Source organism: Ferrovibrio sp. GW821-FHT12E11, assembly GCF_058806975.1.
The window spans coordinates 2,588,646-2,613,899 of the sequence record NZ_JBXAQG010000001.1; the positions used below are offsets into that span (position 1 = coordinate 2,588,646).

At 63.7% G+C, this 25,254-nt stretch carries 21 protein-coding genes; 15 read left to right on the forward strand and 6 right to left on the reverse strand.

What is annotated here, in order from left to right; translation table 11 throughout:
* Positions 1-317: 317 nt before the first annotated feature.
* The 4 genes from AC1ROT_RS12995 to AC1ROT_RS13010 all read left to right on the forward strand — a co-directional run bounded on the left by AC1ROT_RS12995 (position 318) and on the right by AC1ROT_RS13010 (position 4,636).
* Entirely contained in the window at positions 318-1,376 is a 1,059-nt protein-coding gene (locus AC1ROT_RS12995) for an ABC transporter ATP-binding protein (protein WP_492999454.1), read from the forward strand.
* A 94-nt stretch (positions 1,377-1,470) separates the two neighbouring features.
* Positions 1,471-2,703 (forward strand): ABC transporter substrate-binding protein, encoded by a 1,233-nt coding sequence (locus tag AC1ROT_RS13000; RefSeq protein WP_492973364.1) that lies wholly within the window; start codon positions 1,471-1,473, stop codon positions 2,701-2,703.
* A 72-nt stretch (positions 2,704-2,775) separates the two neighbouring features.
* Positions 2,776-3,738, forward strand: a complete 963-nt coding sequence (locus AC1ROT_RS13005) for a carbohydrate ABC transporter permease (RefSeq protein WP_492999455.1) — start codon at positions 2,776-2,778, stop codon at positions 3,736-3,738.
* The gene (locus AC1ROT_RS13010; RefSeq protein WP_492973362.1) at positions 3,731-4,636 is read left to right on the forward strand and encodes a carbohydrate ABC transporter permease; all 906 of its coding nucleotides are present in this window, start codon (positions 3,731-3,733) and stop codon (positions 4,634-4,636) included. The genes AC1ROT_RS13005 and AC1ROT_RS13010 overlap by 8 nt, the downstream gene beginning before the upstream one ends.
* A gap of 15 nt (positions 4,637-4,651) precedes the next feature.
* Here the strand turns inward: AC1ROT_RS13010 and AC1ROT_RS13015 are convergent, their stop codons facing one another.
* The 5 genes from AC1ROT_RS13015 to AC1ROT_RS13035 are packed head-to-tail and all read right to left on the reverse strand — an operon-like array spanning position 4,652 to position 11,382.
* Complete coding sequence (locus AC1ROT_RS13015; protein ID WP_492999457.1) at positions 4,652-5,965, reverse strand: M20 family metallopeptidase; 1,314 nt, start codon at positions 5,963-5,965, stop codon at positions 4,652-4,654.
* Positions 5,966-5,996: 31 nt separating this feature from the next.
* A complete protein-coding gene (locus tag AC1ROT_RS13020; protein ID WP_492973360.1) occupies positions 5,997-6,668 on the reverse strand; it encodes a GntR family transcriptional regulator in 672 nt (223 codons plus the stop codon).
* A complete protein-coding gene (locus AC1ROT_RS13025; RefSeq protein WP_492999460.1) occupies positions 6,665-7,699 on the reverse strand; it encodes a phosphotriesterase family protein in 1,035 nt (344 codons plus the stop codon). The genes AC1ROT_RS13020 and AC1ROT_RS13025 overlap by 4 nt, the downstream gene beginning before the upstream one ends.
* Positions 7,700-7,701: 2 nt before the next feature.
* Positions 7,702-8,430 (reverse strand): amino acid ABC transporter ATP-binding protein, encoded by a 729-nt coding sequence (locus AC1ROT_RS13030; RefSeq protein ID WP_492973358.1) that lies wholly within the window; start codon positions 8,428-8,430, stop codon positions 7,702-7,704.
* A 9-nt stretch (positions 8,431-8,439) separates the two neighbouring features.
* On the reverse strand, positions 8,440-11,382 hold the full coding sequence (locus tag AC1ROT_RS13035) for an FAD-dependent oxidoreductase (RefSeq protein ID WP_492999462.1): 2,943 nt from the start codon (positions 11,380-11,382) through the stop codon (positions 8,440-8,442).
* 126 nt (positions 11,383-11,508) lie between these two features.
* Between AC1ROT_RS13035 and AC1ROT_RS13040 the strand changes: the two genes are divergently transcribed.
* The 10 genes from AC1ROT_RS13040 (at position 11,509) to AC1ROT_RS13085 (ending at position 21,961) form a co-directional block, all read left to right on the forward strand.
* Positions 11,509-12,423 (forward strand): dihydrodipicolinate synthase family protein, encoded by a 915-nt coding sequence (locus tag AC1ROT_RS13040; RefSeq protein ID WP_492999464.1) that lies wholly within the window; start codon positions 11,509-11,511, stop codon positions 12,421-12,423.
* Positions 12,424-12,475: 52 nt separating this feature from the next.
* The gene (locus AC1ROT_RS13045; protein ID WP_492999466.1) at positions 12,476-13,300 is read left to right on the forward strand and encodes an ABC transporter substrate-binding protein; all 825 of its coding nucleotides are present in this window, start codon (positions 12,476-12,478) and stop codon (positions 13,298-13,300) included.
* A 72-nt stretch (positions 13,301-13,372) separates the two neighbouring features.
* Positions 13,373-14,068 carry an amino acid ABC transporter permease gene (locus tag AC1ROT_RS13050; RefSeq protein WP_492973354.1) on the forward strand — a complete coding sequence of 232 codons (696 nt, stop codon included), beginning with the start codon at positions 13,373-13,375 and terminating at the stop codon, positions 14,066-14,068.
* 7 nt (positions 14,069-14,075) lie between these two features.
* The gene (locus AC1ROT_RS13055; protein ID WP_492999467.1) at positions 14,076-14,780 is read left to right on the forward strand and encodes a GntR family transcriptional regulator; all 705 of its coding nucleotides are present in this window, start codon (positions 14,076-14,078) and stop codon (positions 14,778-14,780) included.
* 14 nt (positions 14,781-14,794) lie between these two features.
* A complete protein-coding gene (gene hydA / locus AC1ROT_RS13060) occupies positions 14,795-16,216 on the forward strand; it encodes a dihydropyrimidinase (RefSeq protein ID WP_492999468.1) in 1,422 nt (473 codons plus the stop codon).
* 107 nt (positions 16,217-16,323) lie between these two features.
* A complete protein-coding gene (locus tag AC1ROT_RS13065; RefSeq protein WP_492999469.1) occupies positions 16,324-17,388 on the forward strand; it encodes a TauD/TfdA family dioxygenase in 1,065 nt (354 codons plus the stop codon).
* A 35-nt stretch (positions 17,389-17,423) separates the two neighbouring features.
* Entirely contained in the window at positions 17,424-18,242 is an 819-nt protein-coding gene (locus AC1ROT_RS13070) for an isocitrate lyase/PEP mutase family protein (protein ID WP_492999470.1), read from the forward strand.
* The gene (locus tag AC1ROT_RS13075) at positions 18,243-19,253 is read left to right on the forward strand and encodes an alpha/beta fold hydrolase (protein WP_492999471.1); all 1,011 of its coding nucleotides are present in this window, start codon (positions 18,243-18,245) and stop codon (positions 19,251-19,253) included.
* 66 nt (positions 19,254-19,319) lie between these two features.
* The gene (gene recQ, locus AC1ROT_RS13080; RefSeq protein ID WP_492999472.1) at positions 19,320-21,158 is read left to right on the forward strand and encodes a DNA helicase RecQ; all 1,839 of its coding nucleotides are present in this window, start codon (positions 19,320-19,322) and stop codon (positions 21,156-21,158) included.
* Positions 21,155-21,961: an aspartate dehydrogenase gene (locus AC1ROT_RS13085; protein WP_492999474.1), complete on the forward strand. Its 807-nt coding sequence runs from the start codon at positions 21,155-21,157 to the stop codon at positions 21,959-21,961. Before recQ ends, AC1ROT_RS13085 begins: the two co-directional genes overlap by 4 nt.
* Here AC1ROT_RS13085 and AC1ROT_RS13090 read toward each other — a convergent pair.
* The gene (locus AC1ROT_RS13090) at positions 21,958-23,463 is read right to left on the reverse strand and encodes a M20 family metallopeptidase (protein WP_492999476.1); all 1,506 of its coding nucleotides are present in this window, start codon (positions 23,461-23,463) and stop codon (positions 21,958-21,960) included. The two genes, AC1ROT_RS13085 and AC1ROT_RS13090, sit on opposite strands and share 4 nt — an antisense overlap.
* A gap of 115 nt (positions 23,464-23,578) precedes the next feature.
* Between AC1ROT_RS13090 and AC1ROT_RS13095 the strand changes: the two genes are divergently transcribed.
* On the forward strand, positions 23,579-25,162 hold the full coding sequence (locus AC1ROT_RS13095) for an ABC transporter substrate-binding protein (protein ID WP_492999477.1): 1,584 nt from the start codon (positions 23,579-23,581) through the stop codon (positions 25,160-25,162).
* Positions 25,163-25,254 lie beyond the last annotated feature (92 nt).

The following is a 25,254-nucleotide window of genomic DNA, read 5'->3' on the forward strand; positions in this document are numbered from 1 at the left end:
CAATACGCACCGGGATGATGGGCGCAATTGCAATGCAGCATGCCGCGCAAGCAGTTTACTAAACCTTCAGACCCGCTGACCTGTTTTACTAAACGGAGTGCCGCACGGCGACGTTCGCGCCTGCGGCAGGTTTGGTCCACCATCGCGGTGCAGCGACGCGGAAAAAAGCCTGATCGCGCTGCAACTTTCACGCTGCAGGTAAACTTGGCCGGCATGCGGCGAAGGTCTGGTGTGCCGCTTCCTCGCTTGCTGGTGGTGCGGCGCCGGCTATAGGATGCCTCCTAACAAATATATCAGATATAGGGAGGAGAGCCATAATGGCCGGTGTATTCTGCCGCGACGTCCGGAAGGCGTTCGGCGCGACGCATGTGTTGCACGGCATCTCGGTCGATATCCCCGATGGCGAATTCGTCGTGCTCGTCGGGCCTTCCGGCTGCGGCAAATCCACGCTGCTGAGAATGATCGCCGGGCTCGAAAACATTACGGGCGGTGAGATTTCAATTGGCGACCATGTGGTCAACAACGTTCCGCCGAAAGAGCGGGACGTCGCCATGGTGTTCCAGAACTACGCGCTCTATCCCCACATGACCGTGGAAGCCAACATGGCCTTTTCCATGATGCTGCGTGGCGCCGAAAAAAGCGAAATCGACCAACGCGTCCATCAGGCAGCCGGCATCCTCGGCCTGACGCCGCTGTTGGCCCGCTATCCGCGCCAGCTTTCCGGTGGCCAGAGGCAGCGCGTGGCCATGGGCCGCGCCATTGTGCGCGATCCGCAGGTCTTTCTGTTCGACGAGCCGCTGTCAAATCTTGATGCCAAGCTGCGTGTGGCCATGCGCACCGAGATCAAGGAGCTGCACCAGCGGCTCAAGACCACCACCGTCTATGTGACGCATGACCAGGTCGAGGCCATGACCATGGCCGACAAGATCGTGGTCATGCATGACGGCCGCGTCGAGCAGATCGGCGCGCCGCTCGACCTTTACGACAGGCCCGACAACCAGTTCGTGGCCGGCTTCATCGGCTCTCCGGCCATGAATTTCGTGCGCGGCAAGATCAATGGCGGCAGTTTCGAGAGCGATGGCGGTCTGCATCTGCCGCTGTCGAACGCACCTGCGGGGTCTGCCGGGCGCCCGGCGGTTTATGGCATCCGCCCCGAGCATTTCGCCCTCGCCGATGATGGCGCGGAAGCCGAAGTGCGGGTCGTCGAGCCGACCGGATCCGAAATCATGGTTGCTGCCCGGCTTGGTGGCGACGATGTCATCGCCGTATTTCACGAACGCCACAAATTCAGACCGGGCGACAAGATCCGGCTCAAACCCAACCCAGGGCTTGCCCACCTATTTGACGCGTCGACTGGAAAAAGGCTGAACGCCTGATAATCAACGGAGGAAGCGACTGATGAAAGACATTACTCGTCGTACATTCGTTCAAGGATCCGCGGCTGCGGCCATGCTCAGCAGCAGCGCGTTCATGGATTGGGCCAAAGCCTGGGCGCAGACCGCGCCCTGGAAACCCGAAGCCGGCGCCAAGCTCAACCTGATGCGCTGGCGCCGTTTCGTTGAAGCCGAAGATGCTGCCTTCATGAAGATGGTGAGCGCCTTCAAGGCCGCGACTGGGGTCGAGGTGAATGTCGTGAACGAGTCGTTCGACGACATCCAGCCGAAAGCCTCGGTGGTCGCGAATACCGGCCAGGGCCTCGACATGGTCTGGGGCCTTTATTCGCTGCCGCATCTTTTCCCGCAGAAATGCCTCGACCAGACCGACGTCGCCGACTATCTCGGCAAGAAATATGGCGGCTGGACGCCAGCGGCGGAAATGTACGGCAAGTCCGGTGGCAAGTGGATCGGTATTCCGGTGGCAACCACGGGCGGCCTGATGAACTACCGCATCTCCTCGATGGAGAAGGCCGGTTTCAAGGAATTCCCGAAAGACACCGCCAGCTTCCTTGAGCTGGTTAAGGCGCTCAAGAAGAACAACACGCCGGCCGGTTTCGCGCTTGGTCATGCCTCGGGCGATGCCAACACCTGGCTGCACTGGGCGCTGTGGTCGCATGGCGGCAATATGGTCGACAAGGATGACAAGGTTATCATCAATTCGCCCGAGACCGCGAAGGCGCTGGAGTTTGTGAAGGCGCTGTATGAGAACTTCATTCCCGGCACCGCGTCGTGGAATGACTCGTCGAACAACAAGATCTTCGTGTCCGGCGATCTGCATCTCACCTCGAACGGCATTTCGGTCTATGTGGCGGCCCAGAAGGAAAACAAGGCCGTCGCCGATGACATGAATCATGCCTATATGCCGGTCGGCCCGGTCGGCAAGCCGACTGAACTGCATCTGGCCTTCCCGATCCTGACCTTCAACTTCACCAAGGCGCCGCAGGCCTGTAAGGCCTTCACGGCGTTCATGCTGGAGGCGGAAAACTTCAATCCGTGGGTCGAGGCGGCGCAGGGGTATCTGTCGCACTTCCTCAACGCCTATGACAGCAACCCGGTCTGGACGTCGGATCCCAAGCGCACGCCGTATCGCGACGTGTCGAAGCGGACGCTGACGCCCGGTGGGCTTGGCTCTCTTGGCGAGAAAGCGGCGGCTGTGGTTGCCGATTTCATCGTCGTCGACATGTTTGCGAATTACGCAACCGGTCGCGAGGATATCAAGGGCGCCATTGCCGTCGCCGAACGGCAGGCCAAGCGAATCTATCGCTGAGGAGCATGAGCCACGGGCAGCACCCTGCCCGTGGCTCTCTCTTTTCCAGCACGGCATTTGATCGGGAAACGCATGGTTGATGTGATCGATAAACCGATGGTCCGGCGCCCGCCACAGAAGATGGAGGTCAGCGCCTGGAGCCAGCTCAAGTCGAACCGGACTTGGCTCGGCTACTGGTTCATGCTGCCGGCACTGGGGATTCTGGTGCTCTTCCTCGCCTACCCGCTGGGCCTCGGCGTGTGGCTGTCGTTTACCGACACCAAGATCGGCCGCGGCGGTGTGTTCATCGGTCTTGAGAACTACGAGTGGCTGCAGGGCGATTCGACCTTCTGGCTCTCCGTCTTCAACACGCTGCTCTATACAATCGTTGCCAGTGCGGTGAAATTCGTCGCCGGCCTCTACCTGGCGCTGCTGCTGAACAAGCATATCCCCTTCAAGGCGCTGATCCGCGCCGCCGTGCTGATCCCATTCATCGTGCCCACGGTGCTGTCGGCCATCGCCTTCTGGTGGATCTACGACTCCCAGTTCTCCATCCTCTCCTGGTCGCTGAAGAAGCTGGGCCTGATTACGACCAATATCGATTTCCTCGGCGATCCCTGGAATGCGCGCTGGTCCACCATCTTCGCCAATATCTGGCGCGGCGTGCCTTTTGTCGCCATCACCCTGCTTGCCGGCCTGCAGACGGTTTCGCCGTCGCTCTATGAAGCTGCGACGCTGGATGGCGCCACGCCCTGGCAGCGCTTCCGCCATATCACCTATCCGCTGCTGACGCCGATCATCGCTGTCGTGATGACATTCTCGGTGCTCTTCACCTTCACCGACTTCCAGCTGATCTGGGCCATGACCCGCGGCGGTCCGGTGAACGCGACCCATCTGATGGCCACCCTGTCCTATCAGCGTGGCATCATAGCGGGGCAGCTTGGCGAAGGCGCGGCCATTGCCACGGCGATGATTCCGTTCCTGCTCGGCGCGATCATGATTTCGTGGTTCGGCCTCCAAAGGCGGAAATGGCAGCAGGGGTCCGACAATGACTGACATCAGGGCAACGGGTGCAGCCAGCGTGGCGGCGAACGACCACTCCGAGGGCATGAGCTATCTGGAATCCATACCGCGGCGGCTGGTGACGCTATACCTGCCGCTGGGTCTGTTCCTGGTGATTCTCCTGTTTCCGTTCTATTGGATGGCGCTCACCTCCATCAAGCCGAACGAACAGCTGCTGGACATGGAGCGGGTCAGCCCGTTCTGGACCTGGGAGCCGACATTCCAGCACATCAAGAAACTTCTGTTCGAGTCCAATTATCCGCGATGGCTATGGAACACGATGTATGTCGCCGCCGGCGCGACCGCATTATCGCTGATCGCCAGTGTCCTGGCCGCCTATGCCATCGTGCGCCTGCGTTTCCGGGGCGCGCAGACCGTCGGCGGGCTGATCTTCCTCGCCTATCTGGTGCCGCCCTCGATCCTGTTCATTCCGCTGGCCACGGTGGTGTTCCAGTATGGTCTGTTCGACAGCCCGCTGGCGCTGATCCTCGTCTACCCGACGATCCTGATCCCGTTTTCCACCTGGCTGCTGATGGGCTATTTCAAAACCATCCCGTTTGAGCTGGAGGAATGCGCGCTGATCGACGGCGCGTCGCGCTGGCAGATTCTGACCAAGATCGTCCTGCCGCTTTCGATACCCGGCCTGATCTCGGCCTTCATCTTCTGCTTCACGCTATGCTGGAACGAGTTCATCTATGCGCTCACCTTCCTGCAGTCGGTGACCAACAAGACGGTACCGGTGGCCATCGTCAACGAATTCGTCGATGGCGATATCTATCGCTGGGGCTCGCTGATGGCTGGCGCCCTGGTCGGGTCGCTGCCATTGGTTATTCTCTATGCCTTCTTCGTCGAGCATTACGTCTCGGCGATGACCGGCGCCGTGAAGGAATAGGGCGCGGCCGCAGGGTCAGCGCGACCAGCGTGCGATAACGGTTGCCGTCACGCGGACGGCGCGCTGGAAATCGGCGACATCGACCCATTCGTCCTGGGCACCGGCCATGGTCAGGCTGCCGCAGAGCGGCCCCAGGCCGACCGTGGGCATGCCCTTCTGGATGATGGGATTGCGGATGTCGCTGGCGGTGTGCAGCGGATTGACCCGCGGCACCAGTCCCGTGGTTGCCGTTACTGCGTCGGCAACAAGCGCATAGAGCGGATCGTCGGGCGCGGTCTCCGCCGCGCCGACGCCGGCGATCCATTCGATCTGCGGCGGATGGGCGTTGAGCCAGGGATCGGCGGCGGCCGCCCGGTGGATGGCGGCCTCGACCTCCCTCTTCACGGCATCGAGGCGTTCGGGCGGCGGGAAGGACAGAGCGCAGCCGATCGTGCAGAGACTGTCGAGGCGGCTGAGGCGCGACGGGTCGCCGCACTGGATATTGGAGATCTGCAGGTTGGTGGACCGGCCGATGGCGGCCTGCAGCGCCGGGTGCCGCACCCGCTCGCCGCGCACTCGGTCAAGGTCGCGCAGGGCTTCGCAAACCAGCCAGGCCTTGTCGAGCGGGTTGATGGCCAGGTGAGCGAAGGCGGTATGCGCCGGCTCCTGCGTCTCCGGCAGGCGCCCGGCAATGGTGATGCGGAATTCCAGCTGGCCGGGCGCAAAGGCCTTGATCTCCTGCATGCCCACGCCGGATTCGGCCGGGTGCAGATACAGGGCGGCATCGGCGCTGTAGCCGCCATGCAGCACCGCGGCAACGCCACGGGCATGCTGCTTGCTCGGCGTGCTGGCCAGCGTGAGGGTACCGCCTGGTCGGATGCCGGCCGCAAGCGCAATGCGCAGGCCCTGCACCATCATGGCGATGCCGGCCAGGTCGTCGGCGGCGCCCCAGCCGTAAAGCCGCCCGGCTTCCACCGTGGCGGCAAAGGCATCGCGCTGCCAGCGATCCAGACCGGTCAGCGGCTCGGGGTCGGGATGCGCAAACAGCATCAGACTGCGGCCCGTGCCGGTGCCGGGCAGGATGCCGATCACGCTGCGGCGTTCGCGCGGCGGAATCGCGTGGCCGACGGCGAATTCCTCGATCAGGGGTACCTCGGCGGGGCGGTAGCGCAACTCCTCGATCCGGCAGCCCAGGTCGCGCAAGGCGGCGGCGATATGGTCCTGGATGGCATCCTCGCCCTGGCGCGCCAAGCGGATCAGATCCTGCAGGAATGCCAGGGTCGTTGCAGATTCGCGGTCGGCCGTGGCGGCAATCGCTTCGGTCAGGCTTCCGGCGGTGGTCGATTCCAAGACGAACCTGGCCTTTCATGCAGCGGGCTGGCTAGCCCTTGGCGATCTCGTTCAGAACATCGGTGGCCAGGCTGCGGATATGCTGCTCCATGGCCGCGCGGGCGGCGGTCGCTTCGCGGCTTTCCAGCGCCGCGATAATGGTCAGATGCTCATCGGAATCCGGGCGAATCCGCGAGGGCAGGCCCGACAGTTCGAACATACGGGTGGTCACGCGCAGATCGCGGATGATCTGCGCCATCACCGCATTGCCCGAACCATCGGCGATCATGGTGTGCAGCTCTTCGTCTGCCGCCCAGTGGTCCTCGACGCGGATTTTCGGCTCGTCGCGCAGCCGCAGCATCTCGTCCTTGATCTTCTGCAGCCGGGCCGGGTCGATCTTTTCGACGGCACTGGCAATCGCCTCGCCTTCCAGAATTTCGCGCAGACGCATGCTCTGGAAGTATTCGCGGTTGGTGACCTGGCGGACGCGATAGGGACGGTTGGCTTCCTTGCGGACCAGCCCCTCGCTTTCCAGCCGCACCAGCGCCTCGCGGATCGGAGTGCGGGAAATGCTCAGCGCGCTGGCCAGGCGATCCTCGATGATCACTTCGCCGCTGGTGATGCGGCGGTCGAGGATCATGTCCATGATGGCCCGGTAGGCCATGTTGGACAGGTTCATGCCGCCGGTCGCGGCAGCCTGCAGGGGAATTGGGTCTTTGCTCATGCGTCGGGTCCAGATCGGTAGCCGAGCAGACGGGCGGGGGTGTGGGACAGAATCTGCTCGATCTCCGGCTCAGTGTAGCCGCGTCGGGCCATCATCGGAACCACGTGTCGCAGGATATGACCGTAACCATGGCCGCCATAGCGGGTGAGCCGGGTGCGGATGCAGATATCCTGCGATATGGCGATTCGCTGCAGATGGCCAAGGTCGATCAGGCGGCGAATCAGGTCGAGCCGCATATAGTCGGTCGGCAGGTCGTACTCGCCCATCCAGTATTGCGAGGTCTCGATGCCGAAAAAGTCCCATTCCAGCACAAAGCCCCGGTTAAGCAGCGCCAGCATGCGATCTAGGTCAGATAGTGTGCGGTCCATATGGCACAGCACGGTGCGTGCCGGATCGGCGCCCTGGGCCAGCATGATATCGGCGATCTGTTCCGGCGCGTCGGCGTGGCGGCCGGGATGGATGCTGATGGCAATCCCGGTGCGGCGCTGTACCCGGGCCGCCGCTGCCAGCACGCGCATCTCGCTGTCCTGTAGCGGCCAGGAACAACCCAGTTCGCCGATAATGCCGGCGCGCACCCCCGGCCCATCGATCTGGGCCGCGATCTGCTGCTCCAGGTCCTCGACCGGCGCCTGCGCGGTGGCCGGATCGAGATAGGGTTCTGTATAGAATCCGGCGCCCATGACGATATGCACGCCGCTGGCTTGTGACAGCGCGGCCAGCCGGTCGGGCTGCGGCGACAATCCGCCGGTGCTCAGTTCGACAATGCAGTGGCCGCCATCTGTGTGGAACCGCTGCAGTTCCGCCAGCGCCACATCGTCCTCGTCCAGCAGCATGTTGTCCTGATGCCGGTTCTGGAAATAGTTGATCTCGAAGCGGTTCTCCATGGTGATCGGCGGCCAGGCTGCCGGCTTGCGCCGCCCCAGCGGATCGCGCAGATCGCACAGGATATGTTCATGCATCAGCGTCCGGCCAAGCGCCGCGGCCGGGATCGGCCCGGTCACAGTCTGTGCATAGCCGCTGCTGCCGGTCATGGTCAGTGATGCAGGATCTTGGCGAGGAACTGCTGGGCGCGCTCGGAGCGCTGGGTGTCGAAGAACTCCTGCTTCGAGCAATCTTCGATGATATGGCCGTGATCCATGAAGATCACCTTATGCGCCACCTTCTTGGCGAAGCCCATCTCATGGGTGACACAGAGCATGGTCATGCCGTCCTGCGCCAGTTCCACCATCACGTCCAGCACCTCGTTGATCATTTCCGGGTCCAGCGCCGAGGTCGGCTCGTCGAACAGCATGGCGATCGGATCCATGGCGAGGGCGCGGGCAATGGCGACGCGCTGCTGCTGGCCACCGGACAGCTGGCCGGGGAATTTCTGTGCCTGGTTCTTCAGGCCGACGCGTTCGAGCAGCGCAATCGCCTTGTCTTCCGCTTCCGAGCCCGAGCGCTTCAGCACCTTGCGTTGCGACAGCGTCAGGTTTTGCAGGATGGTGAGATGGGGGAACAGTTCGAAATTCTGGAACACCATGCCGATCTTGGCGCGCAGGGCCGGCATATTCGTGGCCGTCGCGCCGACATCGATGCCATCCACCGATATCTTGCCCTGCTCGAAAGGCTCCAGGCCGTTGACGCATTTGATCAGGGTGGATTTGCCTGAGCCGGAGGGACCACAGATCACCACCACTTCGCCCTTGCGCACCGAGGCCGTGCAGTCTTTCAGGACCTGAAAGGTGCCATAGGTCTTGCTGACATTCTGGATCTCGATCATGGGGTACCTCTATGCAAAACGGTCAATCAGGAAGGGCGTGACATCGATCTCGGTGCGGCCGTGCAGCAGCATGTCGGCGGTCAGGCGCGCAACCACAGGCGCCAGCGTGTAGCCGTTCGAGGTCACGGTGTTGAAAAAGCCGGGCAGACCGGGCACGGGGCCGATGATCGGCGCGCCGTCGATATTGATGTTCATGCCGGCCCAGGCGCGCACCACATGCAGGCCGCTCATCTGCGGCAGCACATGGTTGGCGACCCAGAGATTGCCTTCGATGCTGGCGCGGTTGACGGTATTGAAGCGTCGCGTCTCGTCGAAGCTGGCGGTCCAGGCGCCGCCGATCACCAGGCCACCGTTCGATACCTGCTTCAGGCTGAGATGGCGGTCGGCATGGGCGACCAGATGGCCGACCAGCGGCGGTGCCGGTTCGGTGACGATCATCTGCAAGGGCGCGCTGTGCACCGGCACGTCGATACCGACCAGCCGGCCGGTCTCGCGCGACCATGGGCCGCTGGCATTGACGATGCGGCCGGCGCGGATGCGGCCGCGTGTGGTCTGGACCAGCCAGCCGGCACTATCGCGACCGATGGCGGTAACATTGGTGCCGCGCTGGAATCGCGCGCCCTGTTGTCTGGCCTTTTCCAGCACGGCATAGGTGGCGCGCAGCGGATTGATCTTGCCTTCCTGCGGCGCCAGTTCGGCGCCGATCAGCTTGTCCGACAGGGCGGGGGCCAGCCGGCGCAGTTCGTTGCCGCCGATGATTTCGTTCTCGATGCCGTAGCGCTTTTCCAGTGCCGCCTTGGCCTTCAGGAAATCCATGCCGGCATTGCTGTCGGCCACCATCAGGCCGCCGGTGATACGAACCTCGAAATCCTCGCCGCAGTCGCGCTGCAGGTCCTGCCACAAAGCCACCGACAGTGGGCCCAGCGGCAGGGTGGCGGCCGCAGGTCCACCGCCGGCCTCTGCCTTGGCGCCGAAATCGAAGGACAGCAGCTGCACATGCAGGCTGCCGGCATTGGCGCCCGAAGCCTGCATGTTGGCATCGTCGCGCTCGACCACCAGCACATCCTGCCCGGCCTGCGACAGATAATAGGCCAGGCAGGCGCCGACCACGCCGCCACCGATCACCAGGATATCCGCCTGCTGTTCGGGCAGCATGGTCGTCTCGGTGGCGCGCGCCAGATTGGGCGTGATCGCACGCTGGTGACCACCCCATTCGGGCTTCTCGAAGGCGAAGGCACCGGCGGGCGCCGGCTTGGCCGGCAGGCGTGGGGCCAGATACTGCTCGACCGCGCGCGGACGGCCGGTCTTCTGTTCCAGCAGCAGGGCGGCGGTGGCCGAACAGTAGCGGCCCTGGCAGCGGCCCATGCCGAGGCGGGTGTTACGTTTCAGCGCGCCCAGCGTGTCATGGCTGGCGGCGATCACGGCGCGCACCTGGCCGAAGCTGACCTCTTCGCAGCGGCAGAGCAAAGCCGTGTCAGCCACCTGATCCAGATGCACCGGCGGCGCCTGGTAGATCGACCAGAGTGCAGCCTGGAAATCCTGCGCGCGCAGCAGGTCCTCCTGCGCCTGGATGGCTTGTTGCGGATCGGTATCGGGCAGTCCCAGTGCCGTGGCGGCGGCGATGCCGGCCAGCGTGCCGCGCGCCAGGGCCACGCGGCTGCCGCCGAGATCGGCGCCGTCACCAACCACGAAGACACCGGGCAGGCTGGTGGCACCATCCGTTGCGGTCTCCGTGGCGAGGTAGCCGAGATGGCGGTCGACCAGAGTATGCGTGCAGCCAAGTGCGCGGGCGATCTCGGTCGAGGGGATGAAGCCATAGCCGAGGCAAAGCGCATCGGCGGGAATCTCGATCGCCTGTTCGCTGCGCAGACGGCCGTCGGCATCCAGCGGCGCATGGCGCAGGCTTTGCAGCCGCGTATCGCCATGAGCCGAGAGTACGGCGCGCGACCACAGAACCGGCACGCCGGCGCGCTTCAGTTTCCACAGATAGCGCAGGCCGTCGCCGATCAGGTCGGGCGCAGTGCGCAGCGCGTTCAGCATGGCGCGCCACTGGCGCGGGGCAGGGCGCGGCGCACTTTCCAGGACGGCGACCACTTCGACGCCGCCATCGATCAACTCGCAGGCGAGCTGCAGGTTCAGCGGCCCGTTGCCGGCGATGACGACACGCTGGCCCGGGGCCACGCGATAGGCGCGTGCCAGCGTCTGCGCCGCGCCGGTGGTCATCACGCCGGGCAGCGTCCAACCCGCGAATGGGGCCGGCCGTTCATAGGCGCCGGGGGCGAGGATCAGCTGCTGCGGCCGGTAGACGATGGCGGCGCCATCCACGACGGCGGAGACCTCGCCGGCACTGTAGGCGCCCCAGACGCTGGCTTCCTGCACGATGGTGACGCCGGCGGCGCGCGTCGCGGCGGTGAGGGCAAGGCCGGCGCGGAACTGCCGGTCGGTCGGCGTCTCGGTGTGATGTGATGGTGCCAGTGGCTTATAGAACTGCCCGCCGCTCTGCGGGCGCTCGTCCAGCACGGTGACGCACGCGCCGCGTTCGGCCGCCGCCCGCGCTGCTGAGAGGCCCGCCGGTCCGGCGCCGATCACCAGCACATCGACGGTTTGCTCGGTCGGCGCAGTGGTTGTTGGCGCGGGCGTCAGAGGACTGAGCTGGTCATCGGGGCGGCCCGAGGGCATGGCCGAGCGGATCACCTGGCCGGCCGCCACCTTGGTCAGGCAGGCGCGCTGGTTCGCCCGGCCATCCACGGTGACCAGGCAGTCGAAGCAGGCACCCATGCCGCAATAGAGGCCGCGCTGCCGGCCCGCCCGGTCATGGCGGAAGGCCGCTATCCCGCTGGCGGTCAGGGCGGCCGCAATGGTCTCCCCCGGCAGGGCTGTAACACTCTGATTGTCATAAACAATCTGAACAGCTTCGCCGCTGGGCCGGATGGCGGGATGTCGGAGGCGCATGGGCGAAACAGTATTATCGTCGGCGGGCATCAGGGGACATAAAATTGCACTGGACGCTTGTATACGCTTAGTATACGATCAGTATAAAGGCAAGGCTATTTTTTAGACAGTTCCCTGGTGACTCCGATGAAGCCGTTCCGTGGCACATACACCGTTATGATCACCCCCTTCACCGCCGATGGCAGCGCGGTGGATGTTCCCGCCCTCAAGCGGCTGGTGAACTGGCAGATCGAACAGGGCATCCACGGCCTGATTCCGCTTGGCAGCACCGGCGAGTTCCTTTCCATGACCCGCGACGAGCGCCAGCAGGTGATCGAGGTCTGCGTGAAGGAAGCCGCCGGCCGCGTGCCCGTGCTGATCGGCACCGGCGCCGAATGGACCCGCGACGGCGTCGAATATGCCAGGGAAGCCGAACGCTTCGGCGCCGACGGCATCATGGTGATCCCGCCCTATTACAGCAGCCCGACGCCGGATGAGTTGTTCGAGCATTACCGCCGGATCGGCGAGGCGATCTCGCTCCCGGTGATGATCTACAACAATCCCGCCACCGCCAATGTCGACCTGACGCCGCCGATCGTGGCCCGGCTCAGCCAGATCGACAACGTGCTCTACATCAAGGAATCGACACTCGAGGTGACGCGCGTGCGCGACATCATCGAACTCTGCGGCGACCGCATGACCGTCTTTGCCGGCATCCTGGGCTATGAGTCCTTCTGGCTCGGCGCACAGGGCTGGGTGGCGGTCTGCTCCAATCTGCTGCCGCACGATTCGGCAAAGCTGTTCGAGCTGGTTGCCGATCACAGCGACAAGGATGCGGCGCTGGCGCTCTACCGGAAAATCCTGCCGATCGTCCGCTGGGTCGGCGGGCATCGCTATGTCGCCGCTTCCAAGGCCGGCCTCGACATGATGGGGTTGCCGGTGGGCCAGCCGCGTGCGCCGCGCCTGCCGCTGCCTGCAGCCGATATCGAAGCCCTACGCGCCGACATGGCAGCGCTGGGACTGATCAATTCTCTGGACGCAAGGTCGAACGCCGCGGCCTAGCGCTGGGAAGGGTGGGAGTCAGGTTCATGCATATCGACACAGGAGAGCTATCATGACGTTTCCGAAGATCTTGCTTGCCGCCGGCCTGGTGGCATTCGCGCTGCCGGCCTATGCACAGTCGTGTAAACCCGCCGTGGCGGATTCCGAGCTGGTCAAGCCCGGCACGCTGGTGATGTCCACCAATCCGACCCTGCCGCCGATGCAGTTCGTCGATTCCACTGGTGCGCTGAAGGGCATGCGCGTGACGCTGGGTGAAGAGGTCGCCAAGCGGCTCTGCCTGAAGCCGGAATATATCCGCATCGAGTTCTCGGCGATGATCCCCGGCCTGCAGGCCGGCCGCTGGGATATCATCAACACCGGCATCTTCTGGACCGAAGAGCGCGCCAAGATGATGCAGATGATCAACTATGAATCGCAGGCGATCAGCATCTCGGTGGCCAAGGGCAACCCGCTCAAGATCGCCAAGCCGGAAGACCTGGCTGGCCGTTCGGTTGGCGTGGAACTTGGCGGCTTCGAGGAGCGCAAGCTGAAGGAGCTCGACAAGTCGTTGACCGACAAGGGTCTGAAGCCGATCACCATCCGCACCTTCGACAACTTCGCCACGGCCTATCAGGCCCTGCGCGCCGGCCAGACCGAGGCGACCGTCTCGATCGACCCGACGGCGGCGGAATATGCCAAGCGCGGCGAGTTCGATCGTGCCCTGCACGGCATGTTCCCGACGCCGGTATCGCTGGCGATGAAGAGCACGGCGCTGAGCGCAGCCGTCGTGAAGGTGCTGAATGACATGATGAAGGACGGCTCCTATGCCAAGCTGATGGCCGAATATGGCCTGCTGGCCAATACCGAGCCCTTCGCCGTCAAAGGCCCCAGCATGTAAGATGACGACCGGCGGTGGCGCAGGAATCTGCGCCGCCGCCACTTTTATCGCGCGTAAACGGAAGGCATTGAGATGGGCAAGGGCTGGCACTGGGAAGGCTTTTACGAATACCTTTTCAACGGCTATCTGCTGAAGGGTGCAGTCACCACCCTGTGGCTGACGCTGGCGGCGATTGCCGGCGGGCTGGTGGTCGGATGCCTGCTGGCGTTGCTGCGTCTGTCGCCGTATCGCTGGATGTCGGTTCTGGCCCAGGGCTATATCTGGATCTTCCGCGGCACGCCGCTGCTGGTGCAGCTGATCATCATCTATACCGGTCTGCCGCAGATCGGCATCAAGCTTTCGGTGATTGAATCGGCCCTGGTTGGCCTGATTCTCAACGAAGCGGCCTATCTGTCGGAAATCATTCGTGGCGGCATCCTTGGTGTTGCCGCCGGCCAGAGCAACGCCGGCCGTGCGCTTGGCCTCAATTCGGCGCAAGTGATGATCTATATCGTGCTGCCGCAGGCCCTGCGCATCGTCATCCCGGCCCTGGGCAATAGCGTCAACGGCCTGCTCAAGACTACCTCCGTCACCTCGGTGATCTCGATGGAAGAACTGCTGCGCAGCACGCAGATTTTGATCCAGGAGAAATTCCTGGTGCTGGAGCTGTTCACGGTGGCGGCGCTCTACTACCTGCTCATGACATCGGTCTGGGATATTATCCAGCGCCGCATCGAGAACCGCTTCGGCCGCGCTTACAAGACGGTCAGTATCGCCGAAGCACATTGAGGCGGCCATGAGCGCTCTGGTCCGGCCCGCATCGACGATCGACCTGGCGAGCGGCAAGGCCGTCAATCTCGGAGACCAGACCTACGAACATCTGCGGGAGCTGATCCTCAGTCGCCAGATTCCGGGCGGCGCCGAACTGCCCGAGGGACGGCTGGCCGAACGGCTGCAGGTATCGCGGACACCGATGCGCGAGGCTCTGGTGCGGCTGGTCGGCGAAGGCCTGCTGGAACGCGCCAGCGATCGGGCCTATCGCGTGCGTGCCGTCTCGATCCGCGAATTCTTCGAATGCATGCAGTTGCGCGAGGTGCTGGAATGCCTCGCCATCGAAAAGGCTGTGCCACTGCTCACCGATTCCGACCTGGTCGAGCTACGCCGCGGCCTGTTTGCAATAGCGCAGGCCGACGGGGCCGACGACATGGCGCACTGGCAGAACGACAACCGGTTTCATTCCTTCTTCGCCCGGCTGGCCGGGCAGGCGACGCTGGCTCGCATGATTACCGAAATGCGCGTGGTCGCCCGCCTGTTCCGCCTGTCCAGTGCCTTCCATCGCAAGACGGAAATCGACGAGGAGCATCTGGCCATTCTGGAGGCTGCCGAGCGCCGGGATGTGGAAGCGGCCAAAGCCGCCATGCTGGCTCATCTGCGCAATCTGCAGGACGAGGTTCGACGTTCGATTGCCGCAGAGGCCAACCCTGACGGCTATTACAGGTAAAGCAGGAGATCGCAATGCAGCAGTTCGATACCGTCATCCGCAATGGCACCCTGGCCACGGCAACCGATGTCTTCAAGGCTGACCTCGGTATTGCAAACGGCAAGGTTGCTGCCATTGCCGCGACCCTGCCAGCGGGGCGAACCGATATCGATGCGACCGGCAGGCTGGTGCTGCCCGGCGGCGTCGATGGCCATTGCCATTTTGATCAGCCGACCAGTGACGGTTCGGTGCTGGCCGACGACTTCTATACCGGCACGCGTTCGGCGGCCTGCGGCGGCACCACCACGATCATTCCCTTCGCCATCCAGTTCAAGGGGCAGCCGCTGCGCGACGCCGTGGCCGACTACCATCGCCGTGCCACCGGCAAGGCCTTTATCGATTATGCCTTCCACCTGATCGTCAGCGATCCGACCGAGCAGCTGATCGGCCAGGATCTGCCGGCTCTGATCCGCGACGGCTATACGTCGTTCAAGATCTACATGACCTATGACGACATGAAGCTGAACGACCGCCAGGTGCTCGATCTGCTGACCGTGGCGCGGCGCGACGGCGCCATGGCGATGATTCATGCCGAGAATGCCGATTTCATCAGCTGGCTGACCGACAAGCTGCTGGCGGAGGGTCATACCGAACCGCGCTATCACGCCGCCTCGCGACCGATGGCCGTAGAGCGCGAGGCAACCCATCGCGCCATCACCATGGCTGAACTGGCCGATGTGCCGATCCTGATCGTGCATGTCTCGGGCCGCGAAGCGGTCGAGCAGATTCACTGGGCCCAGGGCCGAGGCATGAAGATTTATGCCGAGACCTGCCCGCAGTACTTGGTGCTGACCGAGCATGACCTGCACGGCCATGGCTTCGAGGGCGCGAAATGCATCTGCAGCCCGCCGCCGCGCGACAAGGCCAACCAGGCGGCGATCTGGGACGGTCTGGCCAGCGGCGTATTCCAGATCCTGTCGTCGGACCACGCGCCGTTTCGCTACAACGATCCGAAAGGCAAGATGATCCGTGGCGACAAAACGCCGTTCAACTGGGTGCCGAATGGCATTCCCGGTGTCGAGACCCGTCTGCCCATCCTGTTCTCCGAAGGCGTGAAGAAGGGCCGTATCAGCCTGCAGCGCTTTGTCGAGCTGACCGCCACCAATCCGGCCAAGATGTATGGCCTCTATCCACGCAAGGGGACGCTGGCCATCGGGGCCGACGCCGATATCGTGATCTACGATCCCGAGCGCCAGGTGACTATCACCAACAGCATGCTGCATCATAATGTCGACTACACGCCTTATGAGGGGCTGGAGGTCACGGGTTGGCCGGAGACCGTGCTCTCGCGCGGCGACGTGGTGGTGGAGAAGGGCAAGTTCGTTGCCGCCGAGGGCCGCGGTGAATTCCTGCCCTGCGACCTGCCGGATATGGCCAAGCCGAAGGTGGCAGCCTGATCCGTCCGGAGGATTTTCGATCGCTTCAGTTGTGGCGGTTGTGCGGTGGCCCGGTTCCTGATGTATTTTCCTGACTGCCTAAGTCATCAGTCTCACGGAATATCATCATGATCGCCAGCGCACCGGCCCTGCCGCCGGAAATCACCGATGCCTCGGCCTGGTACGGGCCCGCCATGCTGCGCGATGGCTCCTGGCTCGGGCATTTCACGCCGGCCGAAATTGCGGAAGTCGAGGCCGCGCTCAAGCCGCTGGCCGCCGATCCGCACTGCAACGCCGCCGCGCTCGCGCCGGCGCGCTTTCCGTTGCCGACGCTCGGACCGCGTCTGGCCAACCTGCGGCATGAGGTCATGGACGGCCGCGGCTTCGCACTGCTGCGCGGCCTGCCGGTGCAGCGCTGGAGCCTGCGCGAGGCGGCGATTGCCTTTCTTGGCATCGGCTGTCACCTGGGCAGCGCGCGCTCGCAGAATGCCCGCGGCCATGTGCTTGGCCATGTGAAGGATATGGGCCTGAGCAGCAACGATCCGAATGTGCGGATTTATCAGACTCACGAGCGCCAGACCTTCCATACCGACTCGTGCGACATTGTCGGTCTGCTCTGTTTGCAGGTGGCGAAATCCGGCGGCCATTCGGCGCTGGTCAGCTCGGTCACCATCTTCAACGAGATGCGTCGGCGCCGGCCTGATCTGGCCGCTTTGCTGTTCGATCCGATCGAGACCGATCGTCGTGGCGAGGTGCCGGTGGGCGAGAAGCCGTATTTTACCATTCCGACCTACAACTGGCATGAAGGCTATCTCTCGGCGATCTACCAGCGCCAGTATATCGAATCGGCCCGCCGCTTCGCCGAAGTGCCGCCGCTGACGCCGGCCCAGGTCGAGGCCTATGATCTGTTCGATGCGCTGGCCAACGATCCGGCGCTAAACTTCCATATGGAACTGCAGCCCGGCGATGTGCAGCTGGTGAACAACCATACCCTGCTGCATGACCGCACGGCCTTCGACGACTGGGCCGAGCCGGCCCGGCGTCGCCACTTGCTGCGCCTGTGGCTGGCCCCGAAAGAGGCGCGGCCATTGCCGCCCGCTTATGCCCAGCGTTTCGGCAGCGTCACGCCGGGCGACCGGGGCGGCATCATTGTGCCGGGTACGCAGCTGACGGTACCCTACGAAGCGATCTGACCCAGATAAAGGGCCGTCACCTCAGGGAGGATTCCATGCCTGTCAGTGCCGCCGAAAAATGCGCCACCTTCCGCCGTCTGCACGAGTCCGGCTGTTTCGTCATTCCCAACCCCTTCGACGCCGGCAGCGCGGTGATGCTGCAGAGCCTGGGATTCAAGGCGCTGGCATCAAGCAGCGCCGGCATGGCCTGGTCGATGGCGCGGTCAGATAACAAGGTCGAGCGTGCCGATGTGCTGGCACATCTGAAGCTGCTGACGGCAGCCACCGATATCCCGGTCAATGCCGATTACGAAAACGGGTTCGCCGATGACCCCGATGGCGTGGCGGCCAGCGTGACCCTGGCTATAGAGACCGGTATTGCCGGGCTTTCGATTGAAGATTCGACCGGCAACAAGGCGCAGCCGCTCTATGACTTCGATCTCGCCGTGAAGCGCATCGCTGCGGCCCGGGCCGCCATCGACAGAAGTGGTAGCGGGGTACTTCTCACCGCGCGCAGCGAAGGCTTTTTCGTCGGCCGTCCCGATCTGGACGAGACAGTAAAGCGCCTCAAGGCCTTTGCGGCGGCCGGGGCCGATTGTCTTTACGCGCCGGGCATCAAGGACGAGGCACAGATTACGACCGTGATCCAGGCCGCTGGCGGCAAGCCGGTGAACCTGCTGACCATGGGTCATACAGTGGAGCAGGCGGCGAAACTCGGCGTGCGCCGCATCAGCGTCGGCGGTTCGCTGGCGCGCGCGGCCTATGGCGAAGTCATGCGGGTGGCGAAGGAGATTGCCGAGGCTGGCAGTTTCGCCGGCTTCGGCCGTGCCATGCCGGGTATCGAGCTCAACAAGCTTTTCGCGGAGAAGCCGTAAATGTCCTGGCCCACCCAGTCCGGCCGCTTCGATCTCGGCGATCTCCAGGTCCAGTCCGGCGAAACCATCAAGAGCGCCTTCATCAGCTGGAAGACCCATGGCACGCTGTCGCCCGCGCGGGACAATGTGGTGCTCTATCCGACCAGCTATTCGGCGCGGCATCCCGATCTGGAATGGCTGATCGGTCCGGACGGCATCCTCGATCCGTCGCGCTGGTTCATCGTCATCCCTGACATGTTCGGCAACGGGCTGTCCTCCAGCCCGTCGAACACACCGGACTATCCGCATCTGGTCACCGCCTGGGACAATGTGCAGGCCCAGCGCCGCTTCCTGCAGCAGCAGTTCGGCATCGAAACGCTACATGCCGTTTACGGCTGGTCGATGGGGGCGCAGCAGGCCTATCACTGGGCCGCCAGCTTCCCCGATGCGATGCAGGCGATCATCGTCAATTGCGGCAGTGCCCGCACGGCGGTGCATAACCAGATTTTCCTCACCAGCCTGATGGCCACGCTGGAGGCGGCGCCCGAGCATATCGGTCATGGCCGCTTTTCGGCCGAACCGAAAGCCGCCATTCGCGCCTTTGGCCGCATCTATGCCGGCTGGGCGCTGAGCCAGGATTTCTATCGCGCCAACCTGCATCTCACTGCCCTGGGCGCACCCGATCTGGACACCTATCTGCGCACCGGCTGGGAAGAGCGTTATGGCCTGCGCCCGGCCGCCGATCTCTATGCCCAGCTCCGCACCTGGTTCGCCGGCGATATCAGCGACAATCCGCTTTACAACCGCGACCTGCACAAGGCGCTGGGTGCCATCCGTGCCAGAGTGCTGCTGATGCCGGGCGAGACCGATCTGTATTTCCGTGTCGCCGATAACGCCGCTGAACTGCCATATCTGGCGCAGGCGGAATTGAGTCCCATTCCCAGCATCTGGGGCCATCGTGCCGGCAATCCGGTGCAGAACCCCGAGGATATCGCCTATCTGAAGGCGCAGGTTCGCCGCTGGCTGGGCTGACTGCTACTCAGCGCTTTGCTATCCAGCCGGCGCTTTGCTATCCAGAATGCAGGATAGCGAATCGGCATGACATCTCCCTCTCTGGACGCGGCACAGGATACCCTGCACAGGGTTTTCGGCTTCGAGCGCTTTCGCGCCGGGCAGGCCGAGATCGTGCAGGCACTGCTGGACGGCGAGAATGTGCTGGCGGTGATGCCGACCGGCTCGGGCAAATCGCTCTGCTACCAGCTGCCGGCCATTCTCACCGGCGGCCTGACCATCGTGGTCTCGCCGCTTATCGCGCTGATGCGCGACCAGGTGCGCCAGTTGCAGGGCTTTGGCATCAATGCCGCGGCGCTCAACTCATCCATCGATGAGGCCGAATACCGTCGTATCCACCGCGAGCTGAGCGACGGCAGTCTGCGCCTGCTCTATGTGGCGCCCGAGCGGCTGGTGCGGTCCGATACGGTGGCGCTGCTGCAGCGGAGCAACCCGAAACTGCTGGCGATCGACGAGGCCCATTGCGTGTCGCAATGGGGCCACGATTTCCGCCCGGAATACTTAAGCCTTGGCAATATCCGTGCCGAACTTGGCAATATCACCACGATTGCCCTGACCGCCACGGCCGATGCGCCGACGCGGGCCGACATCATCGCCAAATTGTTTGCCGAGCGGCCGCGCGAATTCATCCGCAGTTTCGACCGGCCCAACCTGCATCTGATGATGTTGCCCAAGGCCAGTGCGCGCACCCAGATCGGCGAGTTCATTGCGGCACGGCGGGGCCTGAGCGGCATCGTCTACTGCTCCTCTCGCAAGCGCACCGAGGAGATGGCGGCCGGGCTGAAGGATATGGGCCATAATGCCCTGGCTTATCATGCCGGCATGGAGCAGCGCCTGCGCGACCGCAACCAGGACACCTTCCTGCGCGACGATGGCGTGGTGATGGTGGCGACTGTCGCCTTCGGCATGGGCATCGACAAGCCTGATGTGCGCTATGTCTGCCATGCCGACCTGCCGCGCAATGTGGAGGCCTATTACCAGGAAATCGGTCGTGCCGGTCGCGATGGTTTGCCGGCCGAGACGCTGACGCTCTATGGCCTCGACGACATGCGCTTCCGCCGCATGCAGATCGAGGAGGGTGAGACGTCCGACGAGCGCAAGCGCATCGAGCGCCAGCGCTTCAATGCGCTGGTGGCCCTGTGTGAATCGCCGCGCTGCCGCCGCCAGACCCTGCTGGCCTATTTTGGCGAACAGTCCGAGCCCTGCGGCCATTGCGACCTTTGCCAGGATGGCGTGGCGCGTTTCGACGGCACCATCGAGGCCCAGAAGGCAATGTCGGCCATGATGCGCACCGGTCAGCGCTATGGCACCGAGCATCTGGTGCAGATCCTGATCGGCAACAAGACCGACGCCATCCTGCGCAATGAGCATGATCGTCTGCCCACCTTCGGCATCGGCAAGGATCGCGATGCCAATGCCTGGCGCTCGATCTTCCGTCAGCTTTATGGTGCCGGCCTGGTCGATCTGGATATCGCCGGCCATGGCAGCTGGTTCCTCACCGATGCCGGCCGCGCCGTGCTGAAAGGCCAGAACCGCGTTGAGCTGCGCGTTGAGGCGGTCAGCGGCAAGCGCGGCCGCAGCCAGCGCGGCCGCTCGTCTTCGGCGGCGGAAATCACGCTGGGGCATGAGGACCAGATCCTGCTCGCCGCCCTCAAGGACCTGCGGCGCCAGCTCGCCACCGAACTGCAGCAGCCGGCCTATGTGATCTTTTCCGACCGCACGCTGCTGGAACTGGCGGTCAAGCGGCCGGCCACGCTCTATCGCCTCACGGATATCCACGGCATCGGCCAGGCCAAACTGGAACGCTTCGGCCAGGCCTTCCTCGATGTGGTGCTGGCTCATGCGCCTGAGCACCGCGCGGCATGAAGGCCATCGGCCTGATCGGCTTCGGTGGCATCGGGCAGTCGATCCTGGCAGCGTGGCTGACGGCACCGCTTGAGGGCTATCGCCTGACTGCCTTGCTGGTGCGGCCGCGCCAGCTGACCGAGGTGCGCACCGCCTGGCCGCAGCTGACAGTCACCGACGACCTGTCGGCCTTCCTGGCTACGAAGCCGGATATCGTGGTGGAAACCGCCGGCCAGCCGGCAGTGGTGGATTGCGCCGAGGCCGTGTTGCGGCAGGGCTGCGAGATGTTTGTCATTTCCACCGGCGCGCTGGCCGATGACGGTTTCCGCGACCGCCTGCAACAGGCTGCAAAAGCCGGCGGCGGCAGGCTGGTGATTCCGGTTGGCGCCATTGCCGGCCTCGATGGTCTGCTGGCGATGCGACCGGATGGGCTGCATCGCGTGACCTATTCATCCACCAAGCCGCCACAAGCCTGGATGGGCACGCCGGCCGAAGCGGCCTTCGATCTGGCGTCTTTGACCGTACCCACGGTGATCTTCAGCGGCAGTGCGCGCGAGGCGGCGCTAACCTATCCGAAGAACGCCAACCTCGCCGCCACCGTGGCGCTGGCCGGTCTGGGGCTGGATCGCACCGAGGTCCGACTGGTGGCCGATCCGGCTGCGCTTGGCAATACCGGCCGCATCGAGGCCGAGAGCGACAGTTCGCATCTTACCGTGATCGTCGCCGGCCGCAGCAGCGCCAGCAATCCGAAGACCTCGGCCATCACCGGCATGAGCGTTCTGGCAGCGCTGGCCAATCGCCATGCGCTGCTGACCTTTGCCTAAACCGGCTTGGCACGGGTCAGTGGCGCGGCCGTAAACGGCGAGGCGCCGGTGCCCAGCAGCACGCCGGCCTTGTTTTTGCGCTCGAACGGCAGTTCCACCAGAGGCGGAATCGGGCATTGATAGGGCTGGTTGTTGGTGCGCTTTTCCCATTCGGCGCGCGCGTCTTTCAGCAGGTCTTCGTCGGTCAGAGCGTCAATGGCGGTGGCGGCCATCGCCTTGGCGGCGGCCACCATGGCCTTATGGGCGGCCGGCTGTTTGCCCTGGGCTACCAGCTGCCAGGAATGGCCAGGTGTTCCCACTGCAAAGCACGGCCCCCAGCACTGAACGGTGGGTGTCAGCCAGCTGACATCGCCCACATCGGTGGAGCCGTAGAGCTGCCGCGGCGTACCGTCGAAGGGCAGGATGCCGTCATGCAGCGGCTTGTCGTAAGAGGTGGGCTCGCCCACGCTGCGCAAGGACGAGAACACATCTTCCGGCGTCAGCGCGTTCTTGCGCATCTGCTCGGCGAAGGCACGATCGGCGTCGTCGAACTGCACCGGGCCGAGTTGCTGGATGTTACGGTGCATGGCCCATTCCAGCGCGGTGTTGGGCAACACCTCCGAACAGGCTTTGTCGAAATCGACAAAAGCCTGGGTCTCGGTCATCAGCGCCGCACCCTCGGCAATCTTCTTCACGCGCTCGAACAGCTTCGTGGCCTCGGTCACCGACGGGGCACGCACCAGGTACAGCACCTCCGCCCTGGCCTGTACCACGTTGGGCGAGATGCCGCCGGTATCGGTGACGGCGTAATGCACGCGTGTATTCGACGGCATATGTTCGCGCATGTAGTTGACGCCGACATTCATCAGCTCGACGGCATCCAGCGCGCTGCGGCCCAGATGCGGCGCGCTTGCCGCGTGGGCGGCACGGCCGGAGAAGCGGAAATAGGCCTGGATATTGGCCAGGCTGTTGACGGACATGACGCCCCAGAAATTGCCCGGATGCCAGCAGATCGCGGCATCCAGATCTTTGAATAGCCCACCACGGGCCATGAAGGTCTTGCCCGAGCCGCCTTCTTCCGCCGGGCAGCCGTAATAGCGCACGCGGCCCGGAATCTTGTGCTCCGTCAGATAGTCCTTCACCGCGATGGCAGCGAGCACGGCACCGGCGCCCAAAAGATTATGGCCGCAGCCCTGACCATTGGCCTGGCTGCTGGGCTTGCGCTCGGTCACGCCCGACACCTGGCCAAGGCCGGAGAGGGCATCGTATTCGCCCAGCAAACCAATTAGCGGACCATTGCCGCCGCCGGTATCATGGCCTGCCTCCGCCATGAAAGCGGTGGGAATGCCGGCGACATCGCGGGTGATCCGGAAGCCTTCCTGCTCCAGCAGAGCGATCTGCGCGGATACGGCGCCGTGTTCCTGATAGCGCAGTTCGGCCAGATCCCAGACCGTATCGCTTAGAGTCAGGCCGGCCGCGGCCTTGGCATCGATCAGGGCGTTAATACGGGCAATATCCTGCATGAGACTTCCGTTTTGGCTTTTCAGGGTCGGCGGCTTTCTTCTACTCTAAATCCGGACGGCTCGTAAGAAGCACGACGCATAACGCTTATCTGCAAACGAACGGGGATTGATGGCGATGGCATTCAAACGAACGGTACTTGGCACAACGGCTCTGGTCGGTCTGACGGCGCTGCTCACGTTGGCGCAGCCGGTGACGGCGCAGGAACTCAAGATCGGATTGAAGACGGAGCCCAGCTCGCTCGATCCGCAATACCACGCGCTGACGCCGAACCTGCAGATCGCGTTCCATATCCATGACGCGCTCGTCATGTCGGATGAGAAGGGCGTGCTCTATCCGGGCCTGGCGACCTCATGGAAGCCGCTCGACGATACCACCTGGGAATTCAAGCTGCGGCCGAATGTGAAATTCTCCGACGGCTCGCCGTTTACCGCCGAAGACGTGGTCTACACCTTCCAGCGCGCCGCCAAGGTGCCGAACAGCCCGTCGCCCTATACGGTCTACACCCGGCAGATCGCCGGTTACGAGATTGTCGATCCGCTGACCCTGCGCATCAAGACCGATGGCCCGGCGCCGGCACTGCCGATTGACGTGTCGCAGATGACCATCATGCCGAAAAAGATGGCCAAGGCCGAAGTGGCCGAGGGCGTGACGTCAGAGTCGCTCAACCAGGGCCAGGGCCTGATCGGCACCGGTCCGTTCAAATTCGTCGAATGGAAGCGCGGCAATCAGCTGGTGCTGGAACGCAACGACGCCTACTGGGGTCCGAAGCCGCACTGGAAGACCGTGACTTTCCGGCCGATGTCGAATTCGGCCGCCCGCACCGCGTCGATGCTGGCCGGTGACGTCGATCTGATCGAGGATCCGCCGACCGACGATATCGAGAAGCTGAAAAAGGACCCGAAGCTGAATGTCAGCCAGGCCGTGTCCAACCGCATCATCTACATCCATGTCGATCATGTGGGCGAGCCCAGCATCGGCATCGAGGGCACCAACGGCAAGAATCCGCTGAAAGACAAGCGGGTGCGCCAGGCACTTTCGCTGGCGATCGACCGCGATGCGATCTCGTCGCGCATCATGGAAGGCCTGGCCATTCCAGCCGGCGACTTCCTGCCTTTCCCGATGTTTGGCACGCGGCAGGATTCCAAGCCGGACAAGTATGACCTGAACAAAGCCAAGGCCCTGCTGGCCGAAGCCGGCTATCCTGACGGCTTCGGCATCTCGCTGGGGACGCCGAATGGTCGCTACATCAACGACATCAAGGTGGCGCAGGCCATTGCCGCGATGTGGACCCGGGCCGGCGTGAAGACCAAGGTGGACAGTGCCGTACCGCCGGTTTTCTTCAAGAACCGTGACGAGCTGAAATACAGCGCCTATATGGCGGGCTGGTCGTCGCAGGAAATGAGCAACGCGCTGCGCTCGCTGGTGGCCACGCCCAATCGTGAAAAGGGCATGGGCACCACCAACAAGGGTCGCTATTCCAATCCGGCAATGGATGCCAAGCTGGAACAGGCCATGGGCACGGTGGATGATGCCAAGCGCAGTGCCCTGCTGCAGGAAGCCAGCAAGATGGTGGTTGAGGATTACGGCCTGCTGCCGCTGCATTACGAGCAGTCGGCCTGGGCGATGAAGAAGACCGTCAGCTATTCGGGCCGCAACGACCAGATGGTGCGCGCCGACTTCATCAAGCCGGCGAAGTAGCCTGCTGGTATGCATGGACTCCGGCCGGCTCTGCCGGCCGGATTTTTTTGCGGCCACGACACAGGCAACAAAAAAGGCGCCGGGTTGCCCCG

What these genes read in the sequence shown, in the direction of transcription:
- AC1ROT_RS12995 (WP_492999454.1), top strand. Translation starts at nt 318, where the DNA reads ATGGCCGGTGTATTCTGCCGCGACGTCCGGAAGGCGTTCGGCGCGACG.
- AC1ROT_RS13000 (WP_492973364.1), top strand. Translation starts at nt 1,471, where the DNA reads ATGGATTGGGCCAAAGCCTGGGCGCAGACCGCGCCCTGGAAACCCGAA.
- AC1ROT_RS13005 (WP_492999455.1), top strand. Translation starts at nt 2,776, where the DNA reads ATGGTTGATGTGATCGATAAACCGATGGTCCGGCGCCCGCCACAGAAG.
- AC1ROT_RS13010 (WP_492973362.1), top strand. Translation starts at nt 3,731, where the DNA reads ATGACTGACATCAGGGCAACGGGTGCAGCCAGCGTGGCGGCGAACGAC.
- AC1ROT_RS13020 (WP_492973360.1), bottom strand. Translation starts at nt 6,668, where the DNA reads ATGAGCAAAGACCCAATTCCCCTGCAGGCTGCCGCGACCGGCGGCATG.
- AC1ROT_RS13025 (WP_492999460.1), bottom strand. Translation starts at nt 7,699, where the DNA reads ATGACCGGCAGCAGCGGCTATGCACAGACTGTGACCGGGCCGATCCCG.
- AC1ROT_RS13030 (WP_492973358.1), bottom strand. Translation starts at nt 8,430, where the DNA reads ATGATCGAGATCCAGAATGTCAGCAAGACCTATGGCACCTTTCAGGTC.
- AC1ROT_RS13035 (WP_492999462.1), bottom strand. Translation starts at nt 11,382, where the DNA reads ATGCGCCTCCGACATCCCGCCATCCGGCCCAGCGGCGAAGCTGTTCAG.
- AC1ROT_RS13040 (WP_492999464.1), top strand. Translation starts at nt 11,509, where the DNA reads ATGAAGCCGTTCCGTGGCACATACACCGTTATGATCACCCCCTTCACC.
- AC1ROT_RS13045 (WP_492999466.1), top strand. Translation starts at nt 12,476, where the DNA reads ATGACGTTTCCGAAGATCTTGCTTGCCGCCGGCCTGGTGGCATTCGCG.
- AC1ROT_RS13050 (WP_492973354.1), top strand. Translation starts at nt 13,373, where the DNA reads ATGGGCAAGGGCTGGCACTGGGAAGGCTTTTACGAATACCTTTTCAAC.
- AC1ROT_RS13055 (WP_492999467.1), top strand. Translation starts at nt 14,076, where the DNA reads ATGAGCGCTCTGGTCCGGCCCGCATCGACGATCGACCTGGCGAGCGGC.
- hydA (WP_492999468.1), top strand. Translation starts at nt 14,795, where the DNA reads ATGCAGCAGTTCGATACCGTCATCCGCAATGGCACCCTGGCCACGGCA.
- AC1ROT_RS13065 (WP_492999469.1), top strand. Translation starts at nt 16,324, where the DNA reads ATGATCGCCAGCGCACCGGCCCTGCCGCCGGAAATCACCGATGCCTCG.
- AC1ROT_RS13070 (WP_492999470.1), top strand. Translation starts at nt 17,424, where the DNA reads ATGCCTGTCAGTGCCGCCGAAAAATGCGCCACCTTCCGCCGTCTGCAC.
- AC1ROT_RS13075 (WP_492999471.1), top strand. Translation starts at nt 18,243, where the DNA reads ATGTCCTGGCCCACCCAGTCCGGCCGCTTCGATCTCGGCGATCTCCAG.
- recQ (WP_492999472.1), top strand. Translation starts at nt 19,320, where the DNA reads ATGACATCTCCCTCTCTGGACGCGGCACAGGATACCCTGCACAGGGTT.
- AC1ROT_RS13085 (WP_492999474.1), top strand. Translation starts at nt 21,155, where the DNA reads ATGAAGGCCATCGGCCTGATCGGCTTCGGTGGCATCGGGCAGTCGATC.
- AC1ROT_RS13090 (WP_492999476.1), bottom strand. Translation starts at nt 23,463, where the DNA reads ATGCAGGATATTGCCCGTATTAACGCCCTGATCGATGCCAAGGCCGCG.
- AC1ROT_RS13095 (WP_492999477.1), top strand. Translation starts at nt 23,579, where the DNA reads ATGGCATTCAAACGAACGGTACTTGGCACAACGGCTCTGGTCGGTCTG.